This window comes from Luteipulveratus flavus (assembly GCF_029439465.1).
Classification (GTDB): Bacteria; Actinomycetota; Actinomycetes; order Actinomycetales; family Dermatophilaceae; genus Luteipulveratus; species Luteipulveratus flavus.
Genome location: NZ_JAROAV010000050.1, coordinates 28,027 through 47,915, shown reverse-complemented (window position 1 = coordinate 47,915; position 19,889 = coordinate 28,027). Strand labels below are relative to the sequence as shown.

At 73.3% G+C, this 19,889-nt stretch carries 19 protein-coding genes; 7 read left to right on the top strand and 12 right to left on the bottom strand.

Annotated elements, in window-relative coordinates:
* Positions 1 to 13: 13 nt before the first annotated feature.
* Positions 14 to 781 carry a helix-turn-helix domain-containing protein gene (locus tag P4R38_RS18000; protein WP_277193373.1) on the bottom strand — a complete coding sequence of 256 codons (768 nt, stop codon included), beginning with the start codon at positions 779 to 781 and terminating at the stop codon, positions 14 to 16.
* A gap of 174 nt (positions 782 to 955) precedes the next feature.
* Between P4R38_RS18000 and P4R38_RS17995 the strand changes: the two genes are divergently transcribed.
* Together P4R38_RS17995 and fdhA are read left to right on the top strand one after the other, a co-directional pair.
* Positions 956 to 1,417, top strand: a complete 462-nt coding sequence (locus P4R38_RS17995) for a peptidoglycan-binding domain-containing protein (RefSeq protein ID WP_277193372.1) — start codon at positions 956 to 958, stop codon at positions 1,415 to 1,417.
* A gap of 172 nt (positions 1,418 to 1,589) precedes the next feature.
* Complete coding sequence (fdhA, locus tag P4R38_RS17990) at positions 1,590 to 2,801, top strand: formaldehyde dehydrogenase, glutathione-independent (protein WP_277193371.1); 1,212 nt, start codon at positions 1,590 to 1,592, stop codon at positions 2,799 to 2,801.
* Between the two features lie 19 nt (positions 2,802 to 2,820).
* On the opposite strand, the gene P4R38_RS17985 is transcribed toward fdhA, so the two are convergent.
* Positions 2,821 to 3,090 carry a hypothetical protein gene (locus P4R38_RS17985; RefSeq protein ID WP_277193370.1) on the bottom strand — a complete coding sequence of 90 codons (270 nt, stop codon included), beginning with the start codon at positions 3,088 to 3,090 and terminating at the stop codon, positions 2,821 to 2,823.
* A 78-nt stretch (positions 3,091 to 3,168) separates the two neighbouring features.
* Between P4R38_RS17985 and P4R38_RS17980 the strand changes: the two genes are divergently transcribed.
* Genes P4R38_RS17980 through P4R38_RS17970 form a run of 3 tightly spaced genes read left to right on the top strand, consistent with a single transcriptional unit; the run spans position 3,169 to position 4,459 of the window.
* Positions 3,169 to 3,522, top strand: a complete 354-nt coding sequence (locus P4R38_RS17980; protein WP_275237204.1) for an ArsR/SmtB family transcription factor — start codon at positions 3,169 to 3,171, stop codon at positions 3,520 to 3,522.
* On the top strand, positions 3,519 to 4,022 hold the full coding sequence (locus P4R38_RS17975) for an SRPBCC family protein (RefSeq protein WP_277193369.1): 504 nt from the start codon (positions 3,519 to 3,521) through the stop codon (positions 4,020 to 4,022). The genes P4R38_RS17980 and P4R38_RS17975 overlap by 4 nt, the downstream gene beginning before the upstream one ends.
* Complete coding sequence (locus P4R38_RS17970) at positions 4,019 to 4,459, top strand: mycothiol transferase (protein ID WP_277193368.1); 441 nt, start codon at positions 4,019 to 4,021, stop codon at positions 4,457 to 4,459. Before P4R38_RS17975 ends, P4R38_RS17970 begins: the two co-directional genes overlap by 4 nt.
* A 282-nt stretch (positions 4,460 to 4,741) precedes the next feature.
* Here P4R38_RS17970 and P4R38_RS17965 read toward each other — a convergent pair whose 3' ends face one another.
* The 10 genes from P4R38_RS17965 to P4R38_RS17920 form a co-directional block, all read right to left on the bottom strand.
* Positions 4,742 to 6,187, bottom strand: a complete 1,446-nt coding sequence (locus tag P4R38_RS17965; RefSeq protein WP_277193367.1) for an MFS transporter — start codon at positions 6,185 to 6,187, stop codon at positions 4,742 to 4,744.
* Positions 6,187 to 6,624 (bottom strand): MarR family winged helix-turn-helix transcriptional regulator, encoded by a 438-nt coding sequence (locus tag P4R38_RS17960; RefSeq protein ID WP_277193366.1) that lies wholly within the window; start codon positions 6,622 to 6,624, stop codon positions 6,187 to 6,189. The genes P4R38_RS17965 and P4R38_RS17960 overlap by 1 nt, the downstream gene beginning before the upstream one ends.
* Positions 6,625 to 6,873: 249 nt before the next feature.
* A complete protein-coding gene (arfB, locus tag P4R38_RS17955; protein ID WP_277193365.1) occupies positions 6,874 to 7,299 on the bottom strand; it encodes an alternative ribosome rescue aminoacyl-tRNA hydrolase ArfB in 426 nt (141 codons plus the stop codon).
* A 225-nt stretch (positions 7,300 to 7,524) separates the two neighbouring features.
* Positions 7,525 to 9,276: an alkaline phosphatase D family protein gene (locus tag P4R38_RS17950; protein WP_277193364.1), complete on the bottom strand. Its 1,752-nt coding sequence runs from the start codon at positions 9,274 to 9,276 to the stop codon at positions 7,525 to 7,527.
* A 73-nt stretch (positions 9,277 to 9,349) separates the two neighbouring features.
* Positions 9,350 to 10,504, bottom strand: a complete 1,155-nt coding sequence (locus P4R38_RS17945; RefSeq protein WP_277193363.1) for a lysophospholipid acyltransferase family protein — start codon at positions 10,502 to 10,504, stop codon at positions 9,350 to 9,352.
* On the bottom strand, positions 10,504 to 11,331 hold the full coding sequence (locus P4R38_RS17940; protein WP_277193362.1) for a phosphatidate cytidylyltransferase: 828 nt from the start codon (positions 11,329 to 11,331) through the stop codon (positions 10,504 to 10,506). The genes P4R38_RS17945 and P4R38_RS17940 overlap by 1 nt, the downstream gene beginning before the upstream one ends.
* Complete coding sequence (locus tag P4R38_RS17935; RefSeq protein ID WP_277193361.1) at positions 11,331 to 11,930, bottom strand: CDP-alcohol phosphatidyltransferase family protein; 600 nt, start codon at positions 11,928 to 11,930, stop codon at positions 11,331 to 11,333. The genes P4R38_RS17940 and P4R38_RS17935 overlap by 1 nt, the downstream gene beginning before the upstream one ends.
* Before the next feature lie 103 nt (positions 11,931 to 12,033).
* Positions 12,034 to 13,308, bottom strand: a complete 1,275-nt coding sequence (locus tag P4R38_RS17930) for a threonine--tRNA ligase (RefSeq protein WP_277193360.1) — start codon at positions 13,306 to 13,308, stop codon at positions 12,034 to 12,036.
* Positions 13,309 to 13,553: 245 nt separating this feature from the next.
* A complete protein-coding gene (locus P4R38_RS17925; protein ID WP_277193359.1) occupies positions 13,554 to 14,999 on the bottom strand; it encodes an FAD-dependent oxidoreductase in 1,446 nt (481 codons plus the stop codon).
* Positions 15,000 to 15,013: 14 nt separating this feature from the next.
* A complete protein-coding gene (locus P4R38_RS17920) occupies positions 15,014 to 15,796 on the bottom strand; it encodes a hypothetical protein (RefSeq protein ID WP_277193358.1) in 783 nt (260 codons plus the stop codon).
* Between the two features lie 124 nt (positions 15,797 to 15,920).
* Between P4R38_RS17920 and P4R38_RS17915 the strand changes: the two genes are divergently transcribed.
* Together P4R38_RS17915 and P4R38_RS17910 are read left to right on the top strand one after the other, a co-directional pair.
* Complete coding sequence (locus tag P4R38_RS17915; RefSeq protein WP_277193357.1) at positions 15,921 to 18,902, top strand: helix-turn-helix transcriptional regulator; 2,982 nt, start codon at positions 15,921 to 15,923, stop codon at positions 18,900 to 18,902.
* Between the two features lie 25 nt (positions 18,903 to 18,927).
* On the top strand, positions 18,928 to 19,851 hold the full coding sequence (locus P4R38_RS17910) for an NYN domain-containing protein (protein WP_277193356.1): 924 nt from the start codon (positions 18,928 to 18,930) through the stop codon (positions 19,849 to 19,851).
* The last annotated feature ends 38 nt before the right edge of the window (positions 19,852 to 19,889 follow it).

Below are 19,889 nucleotides of genomic sequence, written 5' to 3'. Positions count from 1 at the left end.
GCGACGGCTGGTCTCAGCCCGACGTCTGCATGGCCCGGGGGGCGACCGCTCGCGCTCGTGCGTCCGCGGAGCCGGCTCGTCCCCGACCCATCATGTTGAGGACCGCTTCGGTCCGGGCCCGCGCGCCCAGCGCGCGGAGGACGGCCGCGACCTCGCGCTCGACGCTGCGGGTGGAGATGTCGAGCCGGCGGCCGATCGCCTCGTCGGTCAGGCCCAGACACATCGCCCTGGCGACGCGGACCTGGCGGGGAGTGAGCGGCGGCTTCTCACCGGGAGCCAGTGCCGGGGTCGACGCCGCCACCAGCGAGGTCAGGTAGCCCGAGGCGAGCTCGAAGAGCTCGGTTCCGCGCTCGCACCGCCACGCGGTCGACTCGCCGTACCGGGTGGGGGGTCCCTCGACGATGGCCAGTCGGTCGTCGACGAGGATCGTCCTCAGGCTCGCAGGCCCGATCAGCACGTTCGGGCTGGTGCACACGATCATCGGATTGGTGGCGAGCGCCAACGGCGTCGTCGTGAGATGCAGCGAGATCCCGCGCGCTCGGGACCGCTCGTTCAGCTCGAAGCCCGGGTCCTCCGGGTCGAAGCTCACCATCGGCAGCGAGGTCACCGCCGACACCCGAGCCGACCGCTCCAGGTCGTCCAGCGCTCGCATGATCTGGACCGGTCCGCACGCCAGCAGCGTCACTCCGCTCACCGTCGCGCGACCGGTCGCGATCCGCGCGAGGCGGCCGCTCACCTCGTGGGTGGTCGTCATCAAGTCGTGCAGGTCCACCATCGCCATCAGCCCCCTGTTTCCGCGCCCCCGCGCGTTCCGCCCCGCACATGCGTAGCACGGCTCGTCCCGAACCGCCCAGCCCTGATCGCCGTGTGGCGGCCATCCGCCACGAGCGTTGTCCGTCGACGCGGCGACCTGGCGTACTGGGGCTCCCGTCACACCGACAAAGAACGAGGACCCATGAAGACTCTGAAGTTCCGCACCATGTCCGTGCCCGCCGCTGCGGCGATGGCGCTCGTCGCGTCCGGAGGCGTGATGGCGGTCGGCTCCGTCGAGTCGGCGCACGCCGCCACGTACCAGTGCACGTCGAGCACGAACTTCTGGCACAACGACTCCAGCGTGGACAAGTACATCACCCTGCCGACCTACCGTGGGAACTCCAGCTGCGAGCTGCGGCATGGCGCCGCGAACAGCGGGGTCACCGTCCTGCAGCGGGCGATGACCGCGTGCTACGCGCTGGGCGTCAAGGCGGACGGCAGCTTCGGCCCGGCGACGGAGACCGCCCTGAAGACCCTGCAGAGCCGGCTCAAGATCGAGCCCGACGGCGTCTACGGCCCCATCACCCGCAGCGCGATGGTGTGGGACGCCAGGACGAGGGCCGGTGCAGGCGCCGGTTGCTGGAAGGCCGTCAACTACATCTGAGTCCGGGCGCCCGCCCATGCCCGCCGCTGGTGTCTCGAAGCCCGAGCCGCCGGCGGCGGGCGTCGTCATGCACCGGTGCCGGACCACGGAATTGGTCCGTAGGCCTTGCGCGGTCCTACGTTGGAGGGACCTCACGACACGACGCCGTGACTGTCTCAATGAGGAGCAGGCCATGACCGGTAACAGAGTTGTTGTCTACAAGGGCGCGGGCGAGGTGGCGGTCGAGTCGATCGACTACCCGACCCTGGAGCTGCCGAAGGACGTGTCCTCCGGCATGAAGATCAAGAAGAAGGCGCCGCACGCAGCGATCCTGAAGCTGGTCACCACCAACATCTGCGGCAGCGACCAGCACATGGTGCGCGGCCGGACCACAGCCCCCGTCGGGCAGACGCTCGGCCACGAGATCACCGGCGAGGTGGTCGAGACCGGGGACGACGTCCTCTTCGTGAACAAGGGCGACATCTGCTCCGTACCCTTCAACATCGCCTGTGGCCGCTGCCGGATGTGCAACGAGGGCAAGACGGGAATCTGCTTGAACGTCAACCCTGCTCGCGCGGGGGCGGCGTACGGGTACGTCGACATGGGCGGATGGATCGGCGGCCAGGCGGAGTACGTCATGGTGCCGTACGCCGACTTCAACCTGCTGCGCTTCCCCGACCGGGACCAGGCCATGGAGAAGATCCTGGACCTGACGATGCTGTCCGACATCTTCCCGACCGGGTACCACGGGGCTTACACGGCGGGCGTGACCACCGGTTCGACCGTGTACGTCGCGGGCGCCGGGCCGGTCGGCCTCGCCGCCGCGCACGCCGCCCAGCTGCTCGGCGCGTCCGTGGTCGTCGTCGGCGACATGAACGCCGAGCGGCTCAAGCAGGCCAAGAGCTTCGGCTGCGAGACGGTCGACCTCAGCTCGGGCGACAAGATCCAGGACCTCATCGAGGGCGTGCTCGGCGAGCCCGAGGTGGACGCCGCGGTCGACGCGGTCGGCTTCGAGGCCCGCGGTCACGGCGCGGACGCCGAGGAGGCGCCCGCCACCGTCCTGAACGACGTCATGGGCATCGCCCGGGCCGGAGCCTCGCTCGGCATCCCCGGCCTGTACGTCACCGGCGACCCGGGCGCCATCGACGAGAACGCCAAGCAGGGCCGGCTCGGGATCGACCTCGGGCTCGGCTGGGCGAAGTCGCACTCGTTCACGACCGGCCAGTGCCCGGTGAAGCGGTACAACCGCCAGCTGATGAACCTGATCCTCAGCGGTAAGGCGGAGATCGCCAAGGCCGTCAACGCGACCAAGATCAGCCTGGACGATGCCCCGCAGGGCTACTCCGACTTCGACAAGGGCGCCGCGAAGAAGTACGTCATCGACCCGCACGGCATGGTCGCATGACCCGCGGACGTCGTCGCCGTCACGGCTCGTACGTGACGACGGCGTCGTCGCCGAGCTCGCGCTGGAGGTCGCGCGCCAGTCGTCGTCCGTCCCGCTGCCACTCGTTGTGGCTGTCCTTCTCGCGGATCCGGAAGTCTTTGCCCATCAACTCCTCCCAGCGCGCCGCCCAGGTGCGCAGGTCGGTCCGGAGGCGCGAGGAGATCGGCAGGTCGTCCAGGTCGACCATGCCGCGCTCGGCCCACACCGGGTCGGCGCCGTAGTCGGGGAACAGCCGGTAGCTGGGTGTCATGCCTCATTGTGGTCCGGCCGTCGTGGGCGACGGAAGCGTACCTGGACAGTTACGTAACTGTATGGGTACGCTTCTGCGATGGACGCTGTCTTCCACGCGCTGGCCGACGGGAGCCGACGGTCGATCATCGACACACTCGCCGCCGGACCCGTCACCGCGGGTGCGCTCGCCGAGAGCCTGCCGATCGCACGGCCCGGCGTCTCGCGGCACCTGCGGGTGCTGCTGGAGGCGGGCCTGGTCGAGGTCGAGCAGCGGGGCCGGGAGCGCGTCTACTCGTTGCGCCCTGACGCGTTCGCCGACGCCGACGCGTGGCTCGCCCACCACCGCGACCTGTGGGGTCAGCGCCTCGACGCCCTGCACACCGAGGTCGCCCGCGGACGGCGTACGGCACGCAGGTCCGGCACCACCGAGAAGACCGGGAGGTCAGCATGAGCACTCAGACCCGCACGCTCGCGACGATGCACCTGTGGGCGGGGGTGCCCGGGGTACGCCTCGAGGACACCTACGCCACCGACATCGACGACCTCTGGGAGGCCGTCACCGATCCGGAGCGGCTCGCCCGCTGGGTCGCCCACGTCACGGGCGACCTGCGTCCGGGCGGGCGGTTCGAGATCCGCTTCACCAGCGGCGCCGAGGGGCCGGGTCGGATCGAGGCGTGCGAGCCGCCGCACCGGCTGTTCGTCACGATGATGCCGGGCGAGGACGACGCCACGACGCTGGAGGCCACCCTCGCCGAGGTCGACGGAGGGACCCGGCTGGTCGTCGAGGAGCGGGGCCTGCCCCGCGAGATGCTGCCCGCGTACGGCGGCGGCTGGCAGGTGCACCTGGAGGACCTGCACGCCTACCTCGAGGGTCGCCCGACCGCCGACTGGGGCGCTCGCGCGAACGAGCTGAAGCCGACCTACCAGGCGATGTCGGTCGAGGAGTCATGACCGAGCGCGCGGACCTCGCCCACTTCCTCGACGCCCAGCGCCGCTCGATCGTCGCTATCGTCGACGGCCTCGACGCCGCGGCGATGACCCGGTCCGTCGTGCCGAGTGGCTGGAGCCCGCAGAGCCTGCTCGAGCACCTCGCCGGCGCTGAGCGGTACTGGTTCGGCGCGGTCATGCGCGGGGAGCCCATGGCGCGCCCGGACTCCGGCGACGTGCTCGCGGACTACCTGGCGCAGACCCGGCTGTGCGACGAGGCCGTACGCGACGTGTCGCTGGACTCCGCGCCCGCCGGTCCGGTGCTGCCCGAGCTCGCCGACGAGGTGACCGACCTGCGGGGCGTCATCCTGCACATGATCGAGGAGACCGCTCGGCACGCCGGCCACCTCGACATCGCCCGCGAGCTGCTCGACGGCCGCACCGGCCTCGGCCCCCGCTGACCTCCGCCCCCTCCGCTGGTTGAGCCGGCCCCTCCGCTGGTTGAGCCGCTCTCTCCGCTGGTTGAGCCGCTCTCTCCGCTGGTTGAGCCGGTCTCTCCGCTGGTTGAGCCGGTCTCTCCGCTGGTTGAGCCGGTCGAGGCGCCAGCCGAGACCGAGTCGAAACCCGGTGACCGCGAACGGACGAGTCTCCCCGTACGGCACCGGGTTTCGACTCGGACCTCCGCTTCGCTCCGGCCCGGCTCAACCAGCGAGTGTCGGCCCGGCTCAACCAGCGAGGGGCCCTCAGTCGATCTCGGCGGCGACGCGGTCGCGGGAGCGCAACGCCCAGGGGCTCGTCGTCACCAGCGCCAGGACGAGGATGCCGGCGCCGCACGCCAGCATGAGCGCCCACCCGGCGTGGCTCGACGCGGCGAGCCCGGTGCGTACGGGACCGTCGAGCCGACCGAGCGTCACTGCGCCGAACACCGCTACCCCGAGCGCCGTCCCGACCTGGCGGCTCGTCGAGGCGATGGCCGCGGCGACGCCCGCCTGGGCCCGCGGCATCCCGGACACAGCGGTGTTGGTGATCGGCGCGTTCAGCGACCCGAACCCAACGCCGAACGCCAGGTACGCGACCGCCAGCACGACGTACGAGGTGTCAGACCGCAGCGTCAGTAGGATCAGGGCGCTCACCGAGATGCCGGCACCCGCGACGACCATCGGCAGGCGGGGACCGCGGACGCCGACGACGCGACCGGAGAACGGCGAGCACAGCGCGGTCATCCCTGCCATCGGCAGCGTCATCAGCCCGGCGGCGAAGGGTGAGAGGCCGCGTACGTCCTGCAGGTAGAGCGTGTTGAGGAACAGGAACCCGCCCATCGCCGCGAACCCGAGCACGGCCGTCACGACCGCACCCGAGAACGGCACGCTCCGGAAGAACCGCGGGTCCAGCAGCGGCTCGCGGCGGCGACGCTCGTACGCGACCAGCAGCCCGAGCGCGAGGGTGGCGGCGACGAAGCAGCCGACCACCGCGGCGGAGGTCCAGCCGAGGCTGCGGCCCTCGATGATCGCGTACGTCAGCGAGGCGAGCAGCACCATCACGCACAGCTGGCCGACCGGGTCGAACCGGCGGGGCCGCCCGGCGCGCGACTCCGGCACGAACCGGGTGGTCAGGACGAGCGCGGCGACGGCGATCGGGAGGTTCAGCCAGAAGATCGACCGCCAGCCGATCGCGTCGACGAGTGCGCCGCCGACGACCGGCCCGAGCGCCAGCGACAGACCGACGGTGCCGCCCCACATGCCGATGGCGCGGGCCCGCTCCCGAGGGTCGTGGATCGTGTTGGTGATGATCGACATCGCGACCGGGTTGAGCATGGAGCCACCGACCGCCTGCACCATCCGCGCCGCGATCAGCACGCCGATCGACGGCGCGACCGAGCAGAGCAGCGAACCCACGCCGAACAGCGTGAGCCCCAGCCGGAACACGCGGCGGCGTCCGAACCGGTCGGCCATCGACCCGGACAGCATCAGCAGACCGGCGATGACCAGCGTGTACGCGTCGACGACCCACTGCAGCTGCGAGTACGACGTCGACAGGTCGTCCTGGATCGAGGGCAGCGCCAGGTTGAGGCCGCTGGTGTCGATGCCGACGATGAACAGGCTCATGCAGCAGATCGCGACGACGATCCAGCGGTGCCGCCGGTCGAGCTCGTGCGCCTGGACGGACGGGACGTCCCGGGTCGTCGTCATCAGCTCGCCCCGACCTGGCTGGCCTGGAGCTTGTCGAGCAGACGCGCGAGCTCGCGCCGTTCGTCGCCGGTCAGCACGTCCATCAGCGGCGGCGCCCCGTCGGGCAGCGACCGGACGTCGTCAAGCCAGGCGAGGCCGGCCGGCGTGGCGGTGACGAGCTTGACCCGGCGGTCGTCCGGGTGCGCCTCGCGCGTGGCGAGGCCGTGCCTGACCAGGTCGTTGACGATCACCGTCATCGCCGGGGCGTCCACCCCCATCGCGTCGGCGAGCTCGCGCTGGCTGCGCGGCTGCTGCTCGACCCGACGCAGGGCGCGGTACCGGCTGTACGGGACCGGCAGCTTCTTCTCGAACCGCTCGGCGAAGTACCACTTGTGGTCCATGACGATCCCCATCATCGACAGCCAGAGGCCGACCGGCGTGGTTTTGGTTGTTGTCATGCAACCATTGTGATCACACAACTACCTCCCTGTCGAGGGATGTCCCCAGCGCGTGGTCACCCACCGCCCCTTTCCGGCCGAGTGCGCGTGTCCTGCTGCGTTCACAGCGGAAATCCCGCACGACGCGCGCACTCGACCCGACAGGGGCGCGCGGTGGACTGGACGCACGACGCGCGCACTCGACCGGAGGGGGCGGCGGCCGGCGAGGATCAGGCTGGTTCGCCGAATCGGCCGCGACCCTCGATCGGGTCAGGCGTCGAACCGGCCGCGGCCCTTCTTGACCTCGCCGCGTCGTTTCTTGGCGGCGATGCGGCGCTCGTGCGAGCCGCGGGTCGGCTTGGTCGCCCGGCGCCTGGCCGGCGGGGGAGCGGCGGCCTCGCGCAGCAGCTGAGCCAGCCGCTCCCGTGCGGCCCGACGGTTGGCCAGCTGGCTGCGGTACTCGCTCGCCGCGATCGTCAGCTCGCCGCCGACCAGCCGGTGCGCGAGCCGGGCCATGATGCGGTCGCGCAGGGGTTCGGGGATCGACGGCGATGCGGCCACGTCGAGGGTGAGCTCCACCCGGGAGTCGGCCGTGTTGACGCCCTGACCTCCAGGACCGGAGCTGCGGGAGAAGCGTTCGCGCAGCTCGCCGGCGGGTATCACCAGCCGGTCGCTGACGACCACGTCCTCGGGCATCTGGCCAGTATCGCGTGCGTTCTGAGCCTCGTACGAGGCGTTATTGCCGTCGTGGGTGAGCCGGGCCGGTGCGGAGCCCGACAGGGGAGACTCGTTCGTTCGCGGTCACCTGGTTTCGACTCGGTCTCGCCCCAGCGGCTCGACCGGCTCAACCAGCGAGTGCTGCCGGCTGGTTCGGATACGAGTCATCACTGCGTTCGCGTCTGCTCGACCGGGCGGGTGGGGTCAGCGGGGCTGGTCGGTGCGGGGTCCGACGGGGCCGGTGGCTGCCGACACGCGGCGGGTGCCCGCGAGCGTCCGGAAGCTGCGGGTGTACGTCGGCAGCACGCCCGGGTTCACCCGCGGGTCCGGGGCGGCGGACGTCGGGACGGGCGTGTGGTGGAAGTCCGCCTGCACGCGCTCGGGCGTCACGTCGATGACCGTGAACCCGTGGCCGACGCCGTCGAGGTACTTCACCCACGGGTTCAGCTGCTGGACCGCGCCGGTGATCTGCCGGGTGGCGCCGACCGCGGTCTCGGGCGCCGGGTTGCCGAGGAAGGAGCGGACGATCTCGTAGAAGCCGTCGCTGGTCACCGACGGCGTCACGAACTCCACACCGGCAGGCGTACCGCCCGCCTGCAGGTCGGCCGCCCAGGATGAGTGGATGTCGCCGGTGAGGACGACGACGTCGCCCGCCGCAGCCGGCTGGGCGCCGAGGTGACCGAGCAGCGAGGCCTGGTCAGCGGCGTACCCGTCCCACTGGTCGGCGTTCACGAACAGCACGTTCCCGGCGCCGAGCGCGGACCCGGGGTAGCGGACCGGCGTGATCATCACCTGGTTGCCGAACAGGTGCCAGCGGCGGCCGGTCGTGCTGACGCCGTCCTTGATCCAGGTCAGCTGCTCCGGCTCGGGCAGGTGACGCTGCGGCGAGGCGAGCGCGCCGTCGATGGCCGGGCTGACCCCGATCGGGACGAACCCGTCGAGCGGGCTCTGCGGGTAGCTGACCTGCTTGCTGCGGTTCTGCCGGGTCTCGAGCACCGACAGGTCACCGAGCGCGCCGAACGAGAACCGCTTGAAGAAGCGTGTCCCACGGTGGGACACCGACTGGTCGGGCAGGCGGAACGGCATCCACTCCAGGTACGCCTTGAGCGCCGCGTTGCGTCGGGCCAGGTACGACCCCTCGTTCGCCTGGTGGTTCTCGGCGCCGTCGGCCCAGGCGTTGTTGGCGACCTCGTGGTCGTCGAAGATCGTGATCCACGGGTGCGCCTGGTGGGCGGCCCGGGCGTCGGGGTCGGCCTTGTGCAGCGCGTGCCGCAGCCGGTAGTCCTCCAGGCCCAGGATCTCGGTGGCCGGCTGGGCGTCGCGGACGCCGACGAGCTCCTTCGGGCCGTAGCGGTCCGCGCCGTTGCCGTACTCGTAGATGTAGTCGCCGACGTGCAGCACGAAGTCGAGGTCGTCGCGCTCGGCGATCGCGCGGTACGCGGTGAAGTAGCCGCCGGTGTAGTTGCTGCAGCTGACCAGCGCCATCCGCAGCGCGTGCACCTCGCCGGGGATGTCCGCGGCGGTACGGGTGCGGCCGACCGGGCTGTACTCGCCGAGGCTGTGGAACCGGTAGTAGTACTGCGTGTACGGGTCCAGACCCGTGACGTCGACCTTGACCGTGTGGTCGGAGTCCGCCGAGGTGTGGACCGTCCCGTGGGCGACCTTGCGGGTGAACCGCTCGTCACGCGCGACCTGCCACTGCACGGGGATCGACCGGCCGCAGCCGCTGCCGGGAGCGGCGATCCGCTCGCCCGGACGCGCGGGCGGCGTCGCGCGCGTCCAGATGATCACGGAGGTCCCGGTCGGGTCTCCGCTCGCGACGCCGTACCCGAAGACGCCCTTGCCCGCGGGCGCAGCGGCGGCAGCGGCGTCGAACACGCGGGGTGCGGCGAGGGCGGCGGTGGCCGCGGCGACGCCCTTGAGGACGGTGCGGCGCTGGATCTGGGGCAGGCTCATGGCCGCATCGTCCACCGCGGAACGTCCCGATGTGAACCGAATCACAGGAATTGGCGGCGGGGTCAAGAACTGTTCACGACCACGACGCCACGACCAGCCCGAGCCCGACGCCGAAGCAGACCGTCCCGGCGCCCAGGACCGCGGCGTACCACTGGCGTCGCCGCGCGAGCACCCATCCGGCGAGCGCCAGCAGCATCCCCACGCCGGCGATCCGTACGCCGCGGGACGCCACGGACTCGACGAGGAACGGACCCGGGTCGACGCCGGCCCGACCCGCCTCGGCGGCGTACACCTTGTACGGGATCCCGTCGTACGGCTGGTGGCGGACGGCGGCGGCGCCCTCGTCCGCGACCTGCTGGACAACAGTGGCGCGCATCCGGTCGGTGGTCAGCGGGGCGGGCGCGACGACGCCGTGCGCCGCGAGGAGCAGCGCGACCAGGCCACCGAGCATGCTCCCGGAGATGGCCACCGGGATCAGCCGGCGCCACGCCGCGGGCGCCGCGAGCAGGGCCACCGCCAGCGCGGTCTCGGGCAGCAGGGGCCAGCTCAGCGCCTCGGCGAACGACAGCCCGCCGACCACCAGCACGCCGCGACGGCCGGCCGTACGAACCGCGACCCGCTGCCGCAGCCGGCTGTCCCGCTCGCGGGGCCGGCTGACCAGGGCGTCGACCGACGCGCGCGCCTGCTCCGTGGTCGCGGCGACGTCCGTGGCCTCGAGCGGCGCCCCGATGCGCACCGACACCGGGCTGCGGTGGAACCGCCCGTGCGCCGGCAGCAGCGCCCGGGTCCCCTGGATCCCGACGGGGACGACCGGCACGCCGGCCTGCGCGGCCAGTCGGGCGGCGCCGGAGTGGAAGTCGCCCAGCTCGCCGTCACGGGTCCGGGTGCCCTCGGGGAAGATCACGACGGCGTGGCCGGTACGCAGCAGCTCGGCTGCCGCGGTGAGGTCGGCGCTCCCGCCGCCACCTCGGCGTACGGCGAAACCTGCTGCGAGAGAACGGCATACGGACGCCTTGAACCCGCCGCGGAACCAGTAGTCCGCCGCCGCCGCGACCCGCGGGCGGTGGCCGGCGTCGAGAGCGGCGAGCAGGGCCGCGGTGTCGGCGTGCGAGGAGTGGTTCGCCACGACGACGCAGCCGCCGCGGGGCAGCCGGCCGGTCACCCGGACGCCGCCGGTGAGGACGAACGCGATGCGCCACAGCAGGCGGCGCAGGAAGGCGGCGATCATCACGCACCGCCCACCAGGACGAGCGCCACGGGCAGCGCGACGAGCAGCGAGTCGACCCGGTCCAGCAGCCCGCCGAAGCCAGGCAGCCAGGTGCCGGCGTCCTTGCGGCCGCAGCCGCGCTTCACCAGCGACTCCAGCAGGTCGCCGAGGACGCTGCCGACGGTGGCCGCGACCAGGAGCGGCCAGGACGGCTCGCCCAGCACGGTCAGGACGAGCGCCGCGCCGGCCAGGGAGCCGAGGACGCCCGCCCAGGTCTTGCTGGGCGAGTGCGGTGACAGCGGCCGGGAGAGGGGACCGCGGCGACCGAGCGCGCGGCCGGCGCACCACGCGCCGACGTCCGCGGTGGCGACGGCCAGGCACAGCGACACCACGACGACCGGGTCGAGCAGCACCAGCGGTAGGAGGCCCGCGACGAGCCAGAGCGCCCCGAGGGCCAGGGCGCTCACCCGCCGGAACCCGCCGGCCGCATCTCCACCGAGCAGGGCCGGCAGAGCGATCGCCAGAGGGGTCAGCGCGAGCCAGCGGGCGTCGTACGACCCGACGTCGAGACGGGCCAGGACGGGTGCGGCGACGACCGCTGCGACGAGGAGGCCGCCGTCGGAGGGCCGCAGCCCGGTGAGCCGGCCGTACTCGGCGGCGGCGACGACGCCGAGACCGGCGGCCAGCAGGACCGGACCCCACGAGCCGAGCAGGAGCATCGGGACGAGCACGACCGGTGCGGCGACCAGCCAGGTACGCCAGCGCTCGCGCAGCACCGGGTTGCCGCTGAGGTGGGTGGCCACGCCGCCGACGGTGAGGACGGTGGCGGTGAGGGTCAGCTGTTCCATCACAGGCTCCGCAGCGCGATCGCCCGGCGGACCGCGGTGACTGCCGAACCGGCCGCGACGACGGCGAGCAGGGGCACGGCCGCCCCCGGCACGGCGGCGACGCCGACCAGGGCCAGGCAGCGCTCGGTCTTGCCGACCGGGCCGCCGTTCAGCCGGTCGTGACCGGCGGCGGCGCCGGCGAGCGCGACCCAGGAGGGGAGCGTGGCGGCCAGCATCGCGGCCAGGACGAGCCACGCGGGCGCGAGCCAGAAGCACCCGACCAGTGCGGCGAGCTCGGCCGCCCGGTCACCGAGCTCGTTGACGACCGAGCCCCAGCGGGACCGGCGGCCGGTGACCCGGGCGAGGTTGCCGTCGAGGTTCGCGGCGGCCAGGCGCAGCGCCAGCAAGGGGGCGACGGCCAGGGCGGCCGCTCCGGTCGGCAGGGTCGCGAGCGCGACCCCGGCGCCGGCACCCATGACGACGCCGGCAGCGCTCACCCGGTTCGGGTGAACGTGCCGGCGTACGAGAAGGGCCAGGACGGAGGTGAGGCGAGCGGCGTACCAGGGCTTGAGGGCGTAGAGGCCCTGGCGCGGGGCGTACGGGGCGTGATGTGCGGACATCGGGGCTCCTCGGACGGGGAACAGGACTGGTCACCAGCCTGCTGAGCCGCGCCGTTCCGGGGATCCGCCGTCGTACCCGGGTCGCCTGAGTAGAACCCCCTGCCTAGTCGGCCGGCTCCCAGGGAACGAGGGGCAGGCGCGCCTCGTACGCCTCGCCGACGGCCCGGAGGAACCCGGCGCGGTCGACCGAGCGGCGGACGCCGCCCGCCACGTCGGTCACCTGCACCTGCTCGGCCGACACCTCCGCCTCGCCCACGACCGCGAGCAGGCAGTCGCGGCGCCGGCGAGCGGCCTGGATGCGGCGACCGAGCGACCCGTCGAACTCGACCCGAGGACGCAGCCCGGCGGCCAGCAGGTCGTCGTGCAGGCGGCGCGCGGCCTCGTCCTGGTCCGGGCCGACCGGCAGGACGCACACCTGCACCGGCGCGAGCCAGAGCGGGACGCGCCCCTGGTACCGCTCCAGCAGCGCCGCGACGACGCGTTCCATGGAGCCGACGGTGCCGCGGTGGATCATCACCACCCGCTGCCGGGACCCGTCCGCCGCGTCGTACGCCAGGTCGAACCGCTCGGGCTGGTTGAAGTCGAGCTGGACGGTCGCGATGGTCTCGTCGTGGCCGCGCCCGTCGTGGACCTGCAGGTCCAGCTTCGGCCCGTAGAACGCGGCCTCACCCTCGGCCTCGACCACGCCCCGTACGCCGACGGCGGCTGCCGCCTCGCGCAGGGCCTGCTCGGCCGCCTCCCACTGCTCCGGGGCGCCCAGGTACGCGGGGCCCGCGTCACGGCGGGACAGTCGCACCTCGTCGACCGGCAGGCCGAGCACCTGCTGGGCGTGCAGTGCGGACCGCAGCGCCCGGGCCGCCTCCTGCGCGACCTGGTCCGGCCGGCAGAACACGTGGGTGTCGTCCAGGGCGATCTGCCGGACCCGGCTCAAGCCGGACAGCACACCCGAGCGCTCGGCGCGGAACATCGGCGCGAGCTCGTGCAGGCGTACGGGCAGCTCTCGGTAGGAGTGCGGCTGCGCGGCGTAGGTGAGCGCGTGGTGCGGGCAGTTCGCCGGGCGCAGGACCAGGTCCTCGTCGGCCACGCCGCCACCGTTCAGGGACATGGGCGGGAACATGTCGTCGGCGAACTTCGCCCAGTGGCCCGATCGTTCGAACAGCGCGCGCTTGCCGAGCACGGGCGAGTACACCTCCTGGCAGCCGTCGGCGCGCGCGATCTCACGCGCGAGCCGCTCCAGCTCGGCGCGCAGCACAGCGCCGGCGGGAAGCCACAGCGGCAGCCCTGAGCCCACCATCGGGTCGGTGGCGAAGATGCCCATGGCGAGGTTCAGCTCGCGGTGATCGAGCGGCGAGTCGTCCTGTGCAGCAACGGAATTCATGTCGTCCTCCTGTCGGTCGAGCCGAGGAGCACGTGCCGAGGGATGAGAAAGCCCCGGAGCCGTGCTCCGGGGCGGGGATGCGGTGAGTGCAGCCTGTCAGCGCCGGAGTGGGTCCGGCGTCGTCGTCTGCTGGCTGCGGTGCATGCCGACCAGAGTACGCCCGCGGGAGGGTCGGGCGAGCGGGCTGATGTGCACTGCCCCACCGACAGGGGGACTCGGTGGGGCAGTGCACGGCGCCGGTGCCGTCACGCGGGGGAGGGCGTGCTGGCTCCCGGACGTCCCTTCGTCCGGCCTCCCTCCTCCTGGTCGCGCCGACGACGGGTACGGTCCGCCGGCCCGCGCCGCAGCGCGGCCCGCGCGACCTTCGCGACCACGCGCGGCGTCATCAGGGTGCTGGGCGGCGCCGCCAGGTGGCTGACCCGCAGGAAGACGGTGGCCAGCTCGGCGTCGTCGCACGCGGCGCGCAGCAACGCCCCGACGTACCGGTTCATCATCCGCGTCGCCCACGGAGCGGGGTCGGTGGAGCCGGGCAGCTCGCGGTCGCGGCCGACGACGAGCGTCCACGGTGTGTCCACGTGCCGAGCGGCGCGGGCGAAGAACCGGCGAGCCAGGTCGTCGGTGCCGTCCGCCAGGCAGCCGCGCAGCTCCAGTGCCTCCAGCGCCGCCACCGACATGCCCTGCCCGTACGCCGGGTCGAACGCGCACAGCGCGTCCCCGGTGACGAGCAGGCCGGCGGGGAAGCGGCGCACCTTCTCGTACCGGCGCCGCACGTTCGCGGCGAACCGGTACGTCGCGCCGTCGTCCAGCGGCTCGAGGGTGGGAAGCATCCGGCCCACCGGACCCGGGTGCGTCGCCGCGTAGGCGATGAACTCCTCCAGGTCGGTCGGGGGCCGCACCCCGTGGTAGCCGGTCAGGCCGACGATCCAGCGGTCGCCCTCCTGCGCCAGCATGATGGCGCTGCGGGGCAGCTCGGGGCTGCTCGGCTGCAGCACCGCCACCAGGCCGTCGGCGTGCGTCGCCGAGCGGCGGAACTGGCGGGTCGCGTACGCCACGTCGATCCGGACCCTCTCCTCGGCCGGTGCCGGGAAACCGCGCCGCTCCAGCCACTCCGGCGTGCGCGCCGTGCGGCCGGACGCGTCGACGACGAGGTCGGCGGGCACCGTCTCGACGCCGCTCGGTGCCTTCTCCGGACCGGCGACCCCGTCCAGCGGCGCGACCGCCACTCCGACCACGCGCGCCGCCGGCCCTGACTCGTCGTCGAGCACGAGGTCGAGCACGGTCGTGCGCTCGCGGATCGTGACGTTCGGGAGGGCCGCGACGCGCGTACGGACCCGGTGCTCCAGCAGTGGCCGGCTCACCGCCAGGGCGAGCAGGCCGCTCGTACCCCCGGCGAGCGTCCGGTCGCCGACGTAGAACTGCGTGCGTTCCTGGAAGTCGCCCAGCTCACCGCCCAGCGCGCACAGCTCGTCGGTGAGCCCGGGAAGCAGCTCCTCCATCGCCTCCCGGCCGCTGGCGAGCAGGCCGTGGACGTGCTGGCTCTGCGGTACCCCGGACCGGGCCAGCGGCTCGTCCGGCAGCCGGTCCCGGTCGAGGACGACGACCTCGTCCGCGTGGTCGGCCAGGGCGCTCGCGCTGAGCAGCCCGGCGAGGCTGCCCCCGATGACGACCGCCCTGCTCATCCGCTGTGTCATGGCCCCTGCTCCTCTCAGCCCGCCGGAGCGAGGATCGCGCCGGTGACGCCGCCCACCCGGTTCAGCGGGACGGTGCGGAACGACGGGTAGCGGGTGGTGAGGTCGGCGACCCGGGCCATGCCGGTCTCCGGGCTGGGGCAGAAGACGCGCTCGACGTCCTTCTGCCTGACCGTCACGGCAGGAACGCCGTTGACGTTGAACCGGACCAGGAACTGGAAGCCCAGCCGCTGCTCCTTCGGCACCCGGACGATGTCGCAGCTGAACGGCGCCTTGCCCCCGATGTCGACGCGCGGCACCGCGCGGTGCAGCCGTCGCTCGAGCTTCAGCGAGCCGTCGGCGTTCTTCTGGAAGGGGGCGAAGACCATGGTGTCGAAGCCCTCCTGGCCGAGGAACGCGTCGCTGCCGTCGCCGGGCGCCCAGATGTTGATGTCGTTGCCGCGGTCGCCGACGATCACGTCGCTGTTGGGTGCGGCGAAGTTCTCCGGGCCGCCGATCTCGATGTCGTCCCCGGTGCCGCCGAGGAGCGTGTCGCCGCCGAGGTTCCCGATCAGCAGGTCGTCGTTGCCGCGGCCGAGCAGCACGTCGGTGCTGTCCATGTGCTGCTTGGCCGTGACGCCGGGCGGCTGGACGAAGGTGTTCGCCGCGTTGTCGTTGTCGAGGCCGATGTGCACGTCCTTGGCGGGCGTGCCGGGCTCGGCGACGGCGAGGACCGCGGGTGCGGTGAGGCCGACGATCGCCATGGCGGCGACCACGGCGGTCACGGTCGTGCGTCGTCGGGGTCTGGTCGTGAGTCGCATCGCTGGTGTCCTTTCGTGACGGGTTCGAGCGATGCAGCGACGCTAGGAACGCCACCGGACCCCGCACATCGGTCGCCTACCTCAGATGTGGCCCCGGACGCCTTAGCCGGGCCATGCTGGGGCCATGGCCGAGGTGGCGTCGACCGGCCTCGTCGGGCGGACGGACGTCCTCGACGAGCTGGGCGCCCTGCTGCGGCTCGCCGGGGACGGTGCGCCGTGCCTGGTGCTCCTCACGGGTGAGACGGGGGTCGGCAAGACGCGCCTGCTGCGCGAGGTCGTCGCCCGGTACGAGCCCACCCTGCTCGCCGGGGCCTGCGTCCCGATGGCCGGCGAGCCACTGCCGTACGCGCCCTTGCGGCAAGGGCTGCGGCGGCTGCGCGGGCACGGCGTCGTACGCCAGGAGCTCACGCGGTCCGCGGCGCTCGCGCGGCTCGTGACGGGTGTCGCCGACGCCGAGGAGGCGGAGCGGGCGAGCCAGGCTGCGCTGTTCCAGGCCGTGCTGTCCCTCATCGACCGGCTGGGGGCGAGCGCACCGGTGCTGCACCTCGTCGAGGACCTGCACTGGGCCGACCGGTCGACGCTGGACCTGCTGCGCTACCTCGCGGTGAACATGAGCACCGAGCGGGTGCTCGTGGTCGGGACGTACCGGGACGACGCCGTCACCCCCGGCTCGGCGCTCGCAGGCTGGGCGGCCGAGGTCGGGCGGCTGGACATCACCCGGCGCATCGGGCTGGACCGCCTGGACGCCGAGGAGACCGCGCGGCTGGTGGCCTCGCTGACCGGCGGTCACCCCGATCCGACCCTGCTCGACTCGACCCTCTCCCGGTCCGCGGGCAACCCGCTGTTCATCGAGCAGCTCGTGCTGCGCGGCGCCGGCGAGGACCTCGCCCTGCCCGTCACGCTGCAGGAGCTGCTCGCCGCCCGGGTCGACGCCCTGCCCGAGGGGTCGCGGTCACTGCTGAGCGCGCTCGCGGTGCACGGTCGGTCGGTGCCGCTGGAACGACTCGCGGACACGCTCCACGTCGGTGTCGAGGACGCCGAGCAGGCGCTGCGCCCCGCCCTGGAGCAGCACGTGCTGGAGCTGCGCGACGAGCAGCGGGTCGGTTTCCGGCACCCGGCGTTCGAGGAGGTCGTGTACGGCGGCCTGCTGCCGACCGAGCGGACGCGTCTGCACCTCGCTGCGGCGTCGGCGCTGGAGAGGTCGCGCGCCGGCGTTGCCTCGCCGGAGCCCGCGGACGTCCGCGCGGCGGAGCTCGCCCGGCACTGGCTGCGCTCCGGCGAGGAGGAGCGGGCGCTGGACGCGGCCGTGGAGGCCGGTCGGACGGCCGAGTGCGTGTACGCGTTCGCGGACGCCCAGGTGTGGTTCGGGCGCGCTGCCGAGCTGGCGCAACGGTGGCCGTCCGACCACGACCCGATGCGGCTGCTGAGCCGCGCGGCCGAGGCGGCGGCACTCACCGGCGACACCCGCGAGGCGGAGCGGCTGGGGGAGGCCGCTCTGGCCCTCGCCGCCGAACCGGCTCAGCAGGCCGAGCTCTGCGAGCGGCTCGGGACGTACGCCTACCTGGCGGGGAGCGGTCCGCGGGCGGAGCACTGGTTCCGGCAGGCGCGCGCGGCCCTGCCCGAGGGCGAGGTGAGCGTGCTCGCGGCCCGGGTCCACGCCGGGCTGGCGCTGCTCGCGGGCGCCTGGTCACGGCTCGAGGAGGCGCAGGAGTGGGGTGAGGACGGTCTGCGCCTCGCCCGCGCCACCGGTGCCCGTCGTGAGGAGGGCCGGCTGCAGAGCGCGCTCGGGCTGGCCGCGGCCGCCCGCGGACGCACCGACGACGGCGTGGCCCACCAGCGCGAGGCTCTCGCCATCGCCGAGGAGGTCGGCGAGCCGCACGACATCGGTACGGCGTACGTCAACCTCAGCCACGTCCTCGGCCTCGCCGGCCGGTGGGACGAGGTCGTGGACGTCGGTCGCGCCGGGATGGCCGCGGTCGCCCGCGTCGGGCTGTCGGCCCAGCGGGGCAACCTGCTGCGCGCCAACACCGGCGAGGCGCTCATCACCCTCGGTCGGCTGGACGAGGCTCAGGCGCTGCTGGACGACCCGCAGGCACGGCGCGTCCGGGGGATCATGGCCGCGCCGGGGCTCATGCAGTCCGCCCGCATCGCCGTCCTGCGCGGTGACCTGCGGGCGGCGTGGGACCAGTGCGGGCGGGCGCGCGCCGTCGTCGAGGCCGAGGGTGCGCCGGACGCCTGGCTGCGGGACGTCCACGAGCTGACGGCCCTCATCGAGCTCTGGGCGGGGCGCCCGGCAGCCGCGTACGACGCGGTGATCGACGGACTCGACCTGATCGCCGGCGGTGACGAGGAGGGTTTCGGCGACGAGCTGGCCGCCCTGGGCATGCGCGCGCTCGCCGACCAGGCGGAGGCGCACCGCGACCGAGGCTCGCAGCGAGCGCTGGACCGTCGCGTCGCGCCCCTCCTGGACGCGATGGACCGCATCGGCGCGCGACCCGAAAGTGCGGCGTACGCGGCGTGGTTCGCGGCCGAGCACGCCCGGTTCTCCCATCGCTCCGACCCCGCGCTGTGGGACACCGCGGTCGCCGCCTGGGACGCGGTGGGCCAGCCGTTGCGGGCGCTGTACGCGCGGTGGCGGGCGGCCGAGGCGCGGCTGGACACGGGCGTCGACGGCGCGGCGATCGCGGCCCTGCGCGCGGCGTACGACGGGGCGGTGCGGCTGGGGATGGTCCGCGTCAGCGAGGAGCTGGTCCGCCTGGCGGCGTGGCACCGGATCGATCTGCCGGCAGCGGACGAGGCGCCCGCCGTGGGCGGGACCCCGTCCACGGGGGTGGCCGCTCCCGACGCGGACGGGACACCGGCCGGTCTGCGGCGGTACGGCCTGACCGAGCGCGAGCTGGAGGTGCTGGCCGGTCTCGCCGAGGGGCGGACCAACCGGGAGATCGGCGAGGAGCTGTTCATCAGCACCAAGACCGCCAGCGTCCACGTGTCCAACATCCTGCGCAAGCTCGACGTCTCGGGCCGCCAGGAGGCGGCGCGCGTCGCGTACCGGCTCGGCGTGCGCGGGGTCGAGGCCGCGCGCGAGTCACCGCCCGGTGACCGGTGACGCCCGGGCTGGCTAGGGTCGGGGCATGAGTGCGCGGGTTGCTGTGTACATCGACTTCGACAACATGGTCATCTCCCGCTACGACGCCGTCCACGGCAGCGGCCGGTGGCGGCGCGACGAGGCCCGGCGGCACGCACCGGGCGACGGCTCGGACGGCGACGTCTCCCGCCGGCTCGCCGATGCGGAGGTCGACCTGGGCGCGATCATCGACTACGCCTCCTCGTTCGGGACGGTCGCGCTGACGCGGGCGTACGCCGACTGGTCGGTGCCAGCGAATGCCGCCTACCAGCGGCAGCTGACCGACCGGGCCGTGGACCTGGTGCAGCTGTTCGCCACGTCGGGCACCAAGAACGGCGCCGACATCCGGTTGTCGATCGACGCCATCGACGACCTGTTCCAGCACGCGGACATCACCCACGTCGTCGTGGTCGGCGGCGACTCCGACTACATCGCCCTCGCGCAGCGCTGCAAGCGGATGGGCCGGTACGTCGTCGGGATCGGGGTCGCCGGCTCGACCAGTCGTGCGCTGGTCGCGGCGTGCGACGACTTCAGCTCCTACGGCGACCTGCCCGGGGTGACCGAGGCCGCAGAGGTCGCGGACGAGGCCGCGCCCGAGGAGCCCGCGCCGGCGTCGGACGCGAGGTCCACGACGAAGGCGCCCGCCAAGAAGGCCGCGAAGGTCAAGACCGCCCCGGCGCGCAAGTCGTCCACCAGCAAGGCCGCCCAGGCGACCGCACTCCTGCGCCGGGCGGTCGCGGTCGGCGCGGAGAAGAGCGACGACGGCTGGCAGCACTCCTCCAGCGTGAAGAGCCAGATGCAGCGGCTGGACTCCACGTTCAAGGAGAAGTCGCTGGGCTTCAGCTCGTTCCGGGCGTTCGTCGAGGACCACGACGACCTCCTCGAGACCAAGCTCCTCGACAACGGCCAGCTCGCGGTCCGACTGCGCTGATCGGTCGGGTGGACCGGTGCTGAAAGGTGCGCTCCTGC

Excerpts from the sequence above, each read along its gene's own strand:
- arfB (WP_277193365.1), bottom strand. The coding sequence starts at position 7,299 with ATGCCCGAGGACGTGGTCGTCAGCGACCGGCTGGTGATACCCGCCGGC.
- P4R38_RS17970 (WP_277193368.1), top strand. The coding sequence starts at position 4,019 with ATGACCGAGCGCGCGGACCTCGCCCACTTCCTCGACGCCCAGCGCCGC.
- P4R38_RS17965 (WP_277193367.1), bottom strand. The coding sequence starts at position 6,187 with ATGACGACGACCCGGGACGTCCCGTCCGTCCAGGCGCACGAGCTCGAC.
- P4R38_RS17925 (WP_277193359.1), bottom strand. The coding sequence starts at position 14,999 with ATGACACAGCGGATGAGCAGGGCGGTCGTCATCGGGGGCAGCCTCGCC.
- P4R38_RS17950 (WP_277193364.1), bottom strand. The coding sequence starts at position 9,276 with ATGAGCCTGCCCCAGATCCAGCGCCGCACCGTCCTCAAGGGCGTCGCC.
- P4R38_RS17920 (WP_277193358.1), bottom strand. The coding sequence starts at position 15,796 with ATGCGACTCACGACCAGACCCCGACGACGCACGACCGTGACCGCCGTG.
- P4R38_RS17940 (WP_277193362.1), bottom strand. The coding sequence starts at position 11,331 with ATGGAACAGCTGACCCTCACCGCCACCGTCCTCACCGTCGGCGGCGTG.
- P4R38_RS18000 (WP_277193373.1), bottom strand. The coding sequence starts at position 781 with ATGGCGATGGTGGACCTGCACGACTTGATGACGACCACCCACGAGGTG.
- P4R38_RS17960 (WP_277193366.1), bottom strand. The coding sequence starts at position 6,624 with ATGACAACAACCAAAACCACGCCGGTCGGCCTCTGGCTGTCGATGATG.
- P4R38_RS17945 (WP_277193363.1), bottom strand. The coding sequence starts at position 10,504 with ATGATCGCCGCCTTCCTGCGCCGCCTGCTGTGGCGCATCGCGTTCGTC.
- P4R38_RS17935 (WP_277193361.1), bottom strand. The coding sequence starts at position 11,930 with ATGTCCGCACATCACGCCCCGTACGCCCCGCGCCAGGGCCTCTACGCC.
- P4R38_RS17910 (WP_277193356.1), top strand. The coding sequence starts at position 18,928 with ATGAGTGCGCGGGTTGCTGTGTACATCGACTTCGACAACATGGTCATC.
- P4R38_RS17915 (WP_277193357.1), top strand. The coding sequence starts at position 15,921 with ATGGCCGAGGTGGCGTCGACCGGCCTCGTCGGGCGGACGGACGTCCTC.
- P4R38_RS17930 (WP_277193360.1), bottom strand. The coding sequence starts at position 13,308 with ATGAATTCCGTTGCTGCACAGGACGACTCGCCGCTCGATCACCGCGAG.
- P4R38_RS17975 (WP_277193369.1), top strand. The coding sequence starts at position 3,519 with ATGAGCACTCAGACCCGCACGCTCGCGACGATGCACCTGTGGGCGGGG.
- fdhA (WP_277193371.1), top strand. The coding sequence starts at position 1,590 with ATGACCGGTAACAGAGTTGTTGTCTACAAGGGCGCGGGCGAGGTGGCG.
- P4R38_RS17980 (WP_275237204.1), top strand. The coding sequence starts at position 3,169 with ATGGACGCTGTCTTCCACGCGCTGGCCGACGGGAGCCGACGGTCGATC.
- P4R38_RS17985 (WP_277193370.1), bottom strand. The coding sequence starts at position 3,090 with ATGACACCCAGCTACCGGCTGTTCCCCGACTACGGCGCCGACCCGGTG.
- P4R38_RS17995 (WP_277193372.1), top strand. The coding sequence starts at position 956 with ATGAAGACTCTGAAGTTCCGCACCATGTCCGTGCCCGCCGCTGCGGCG.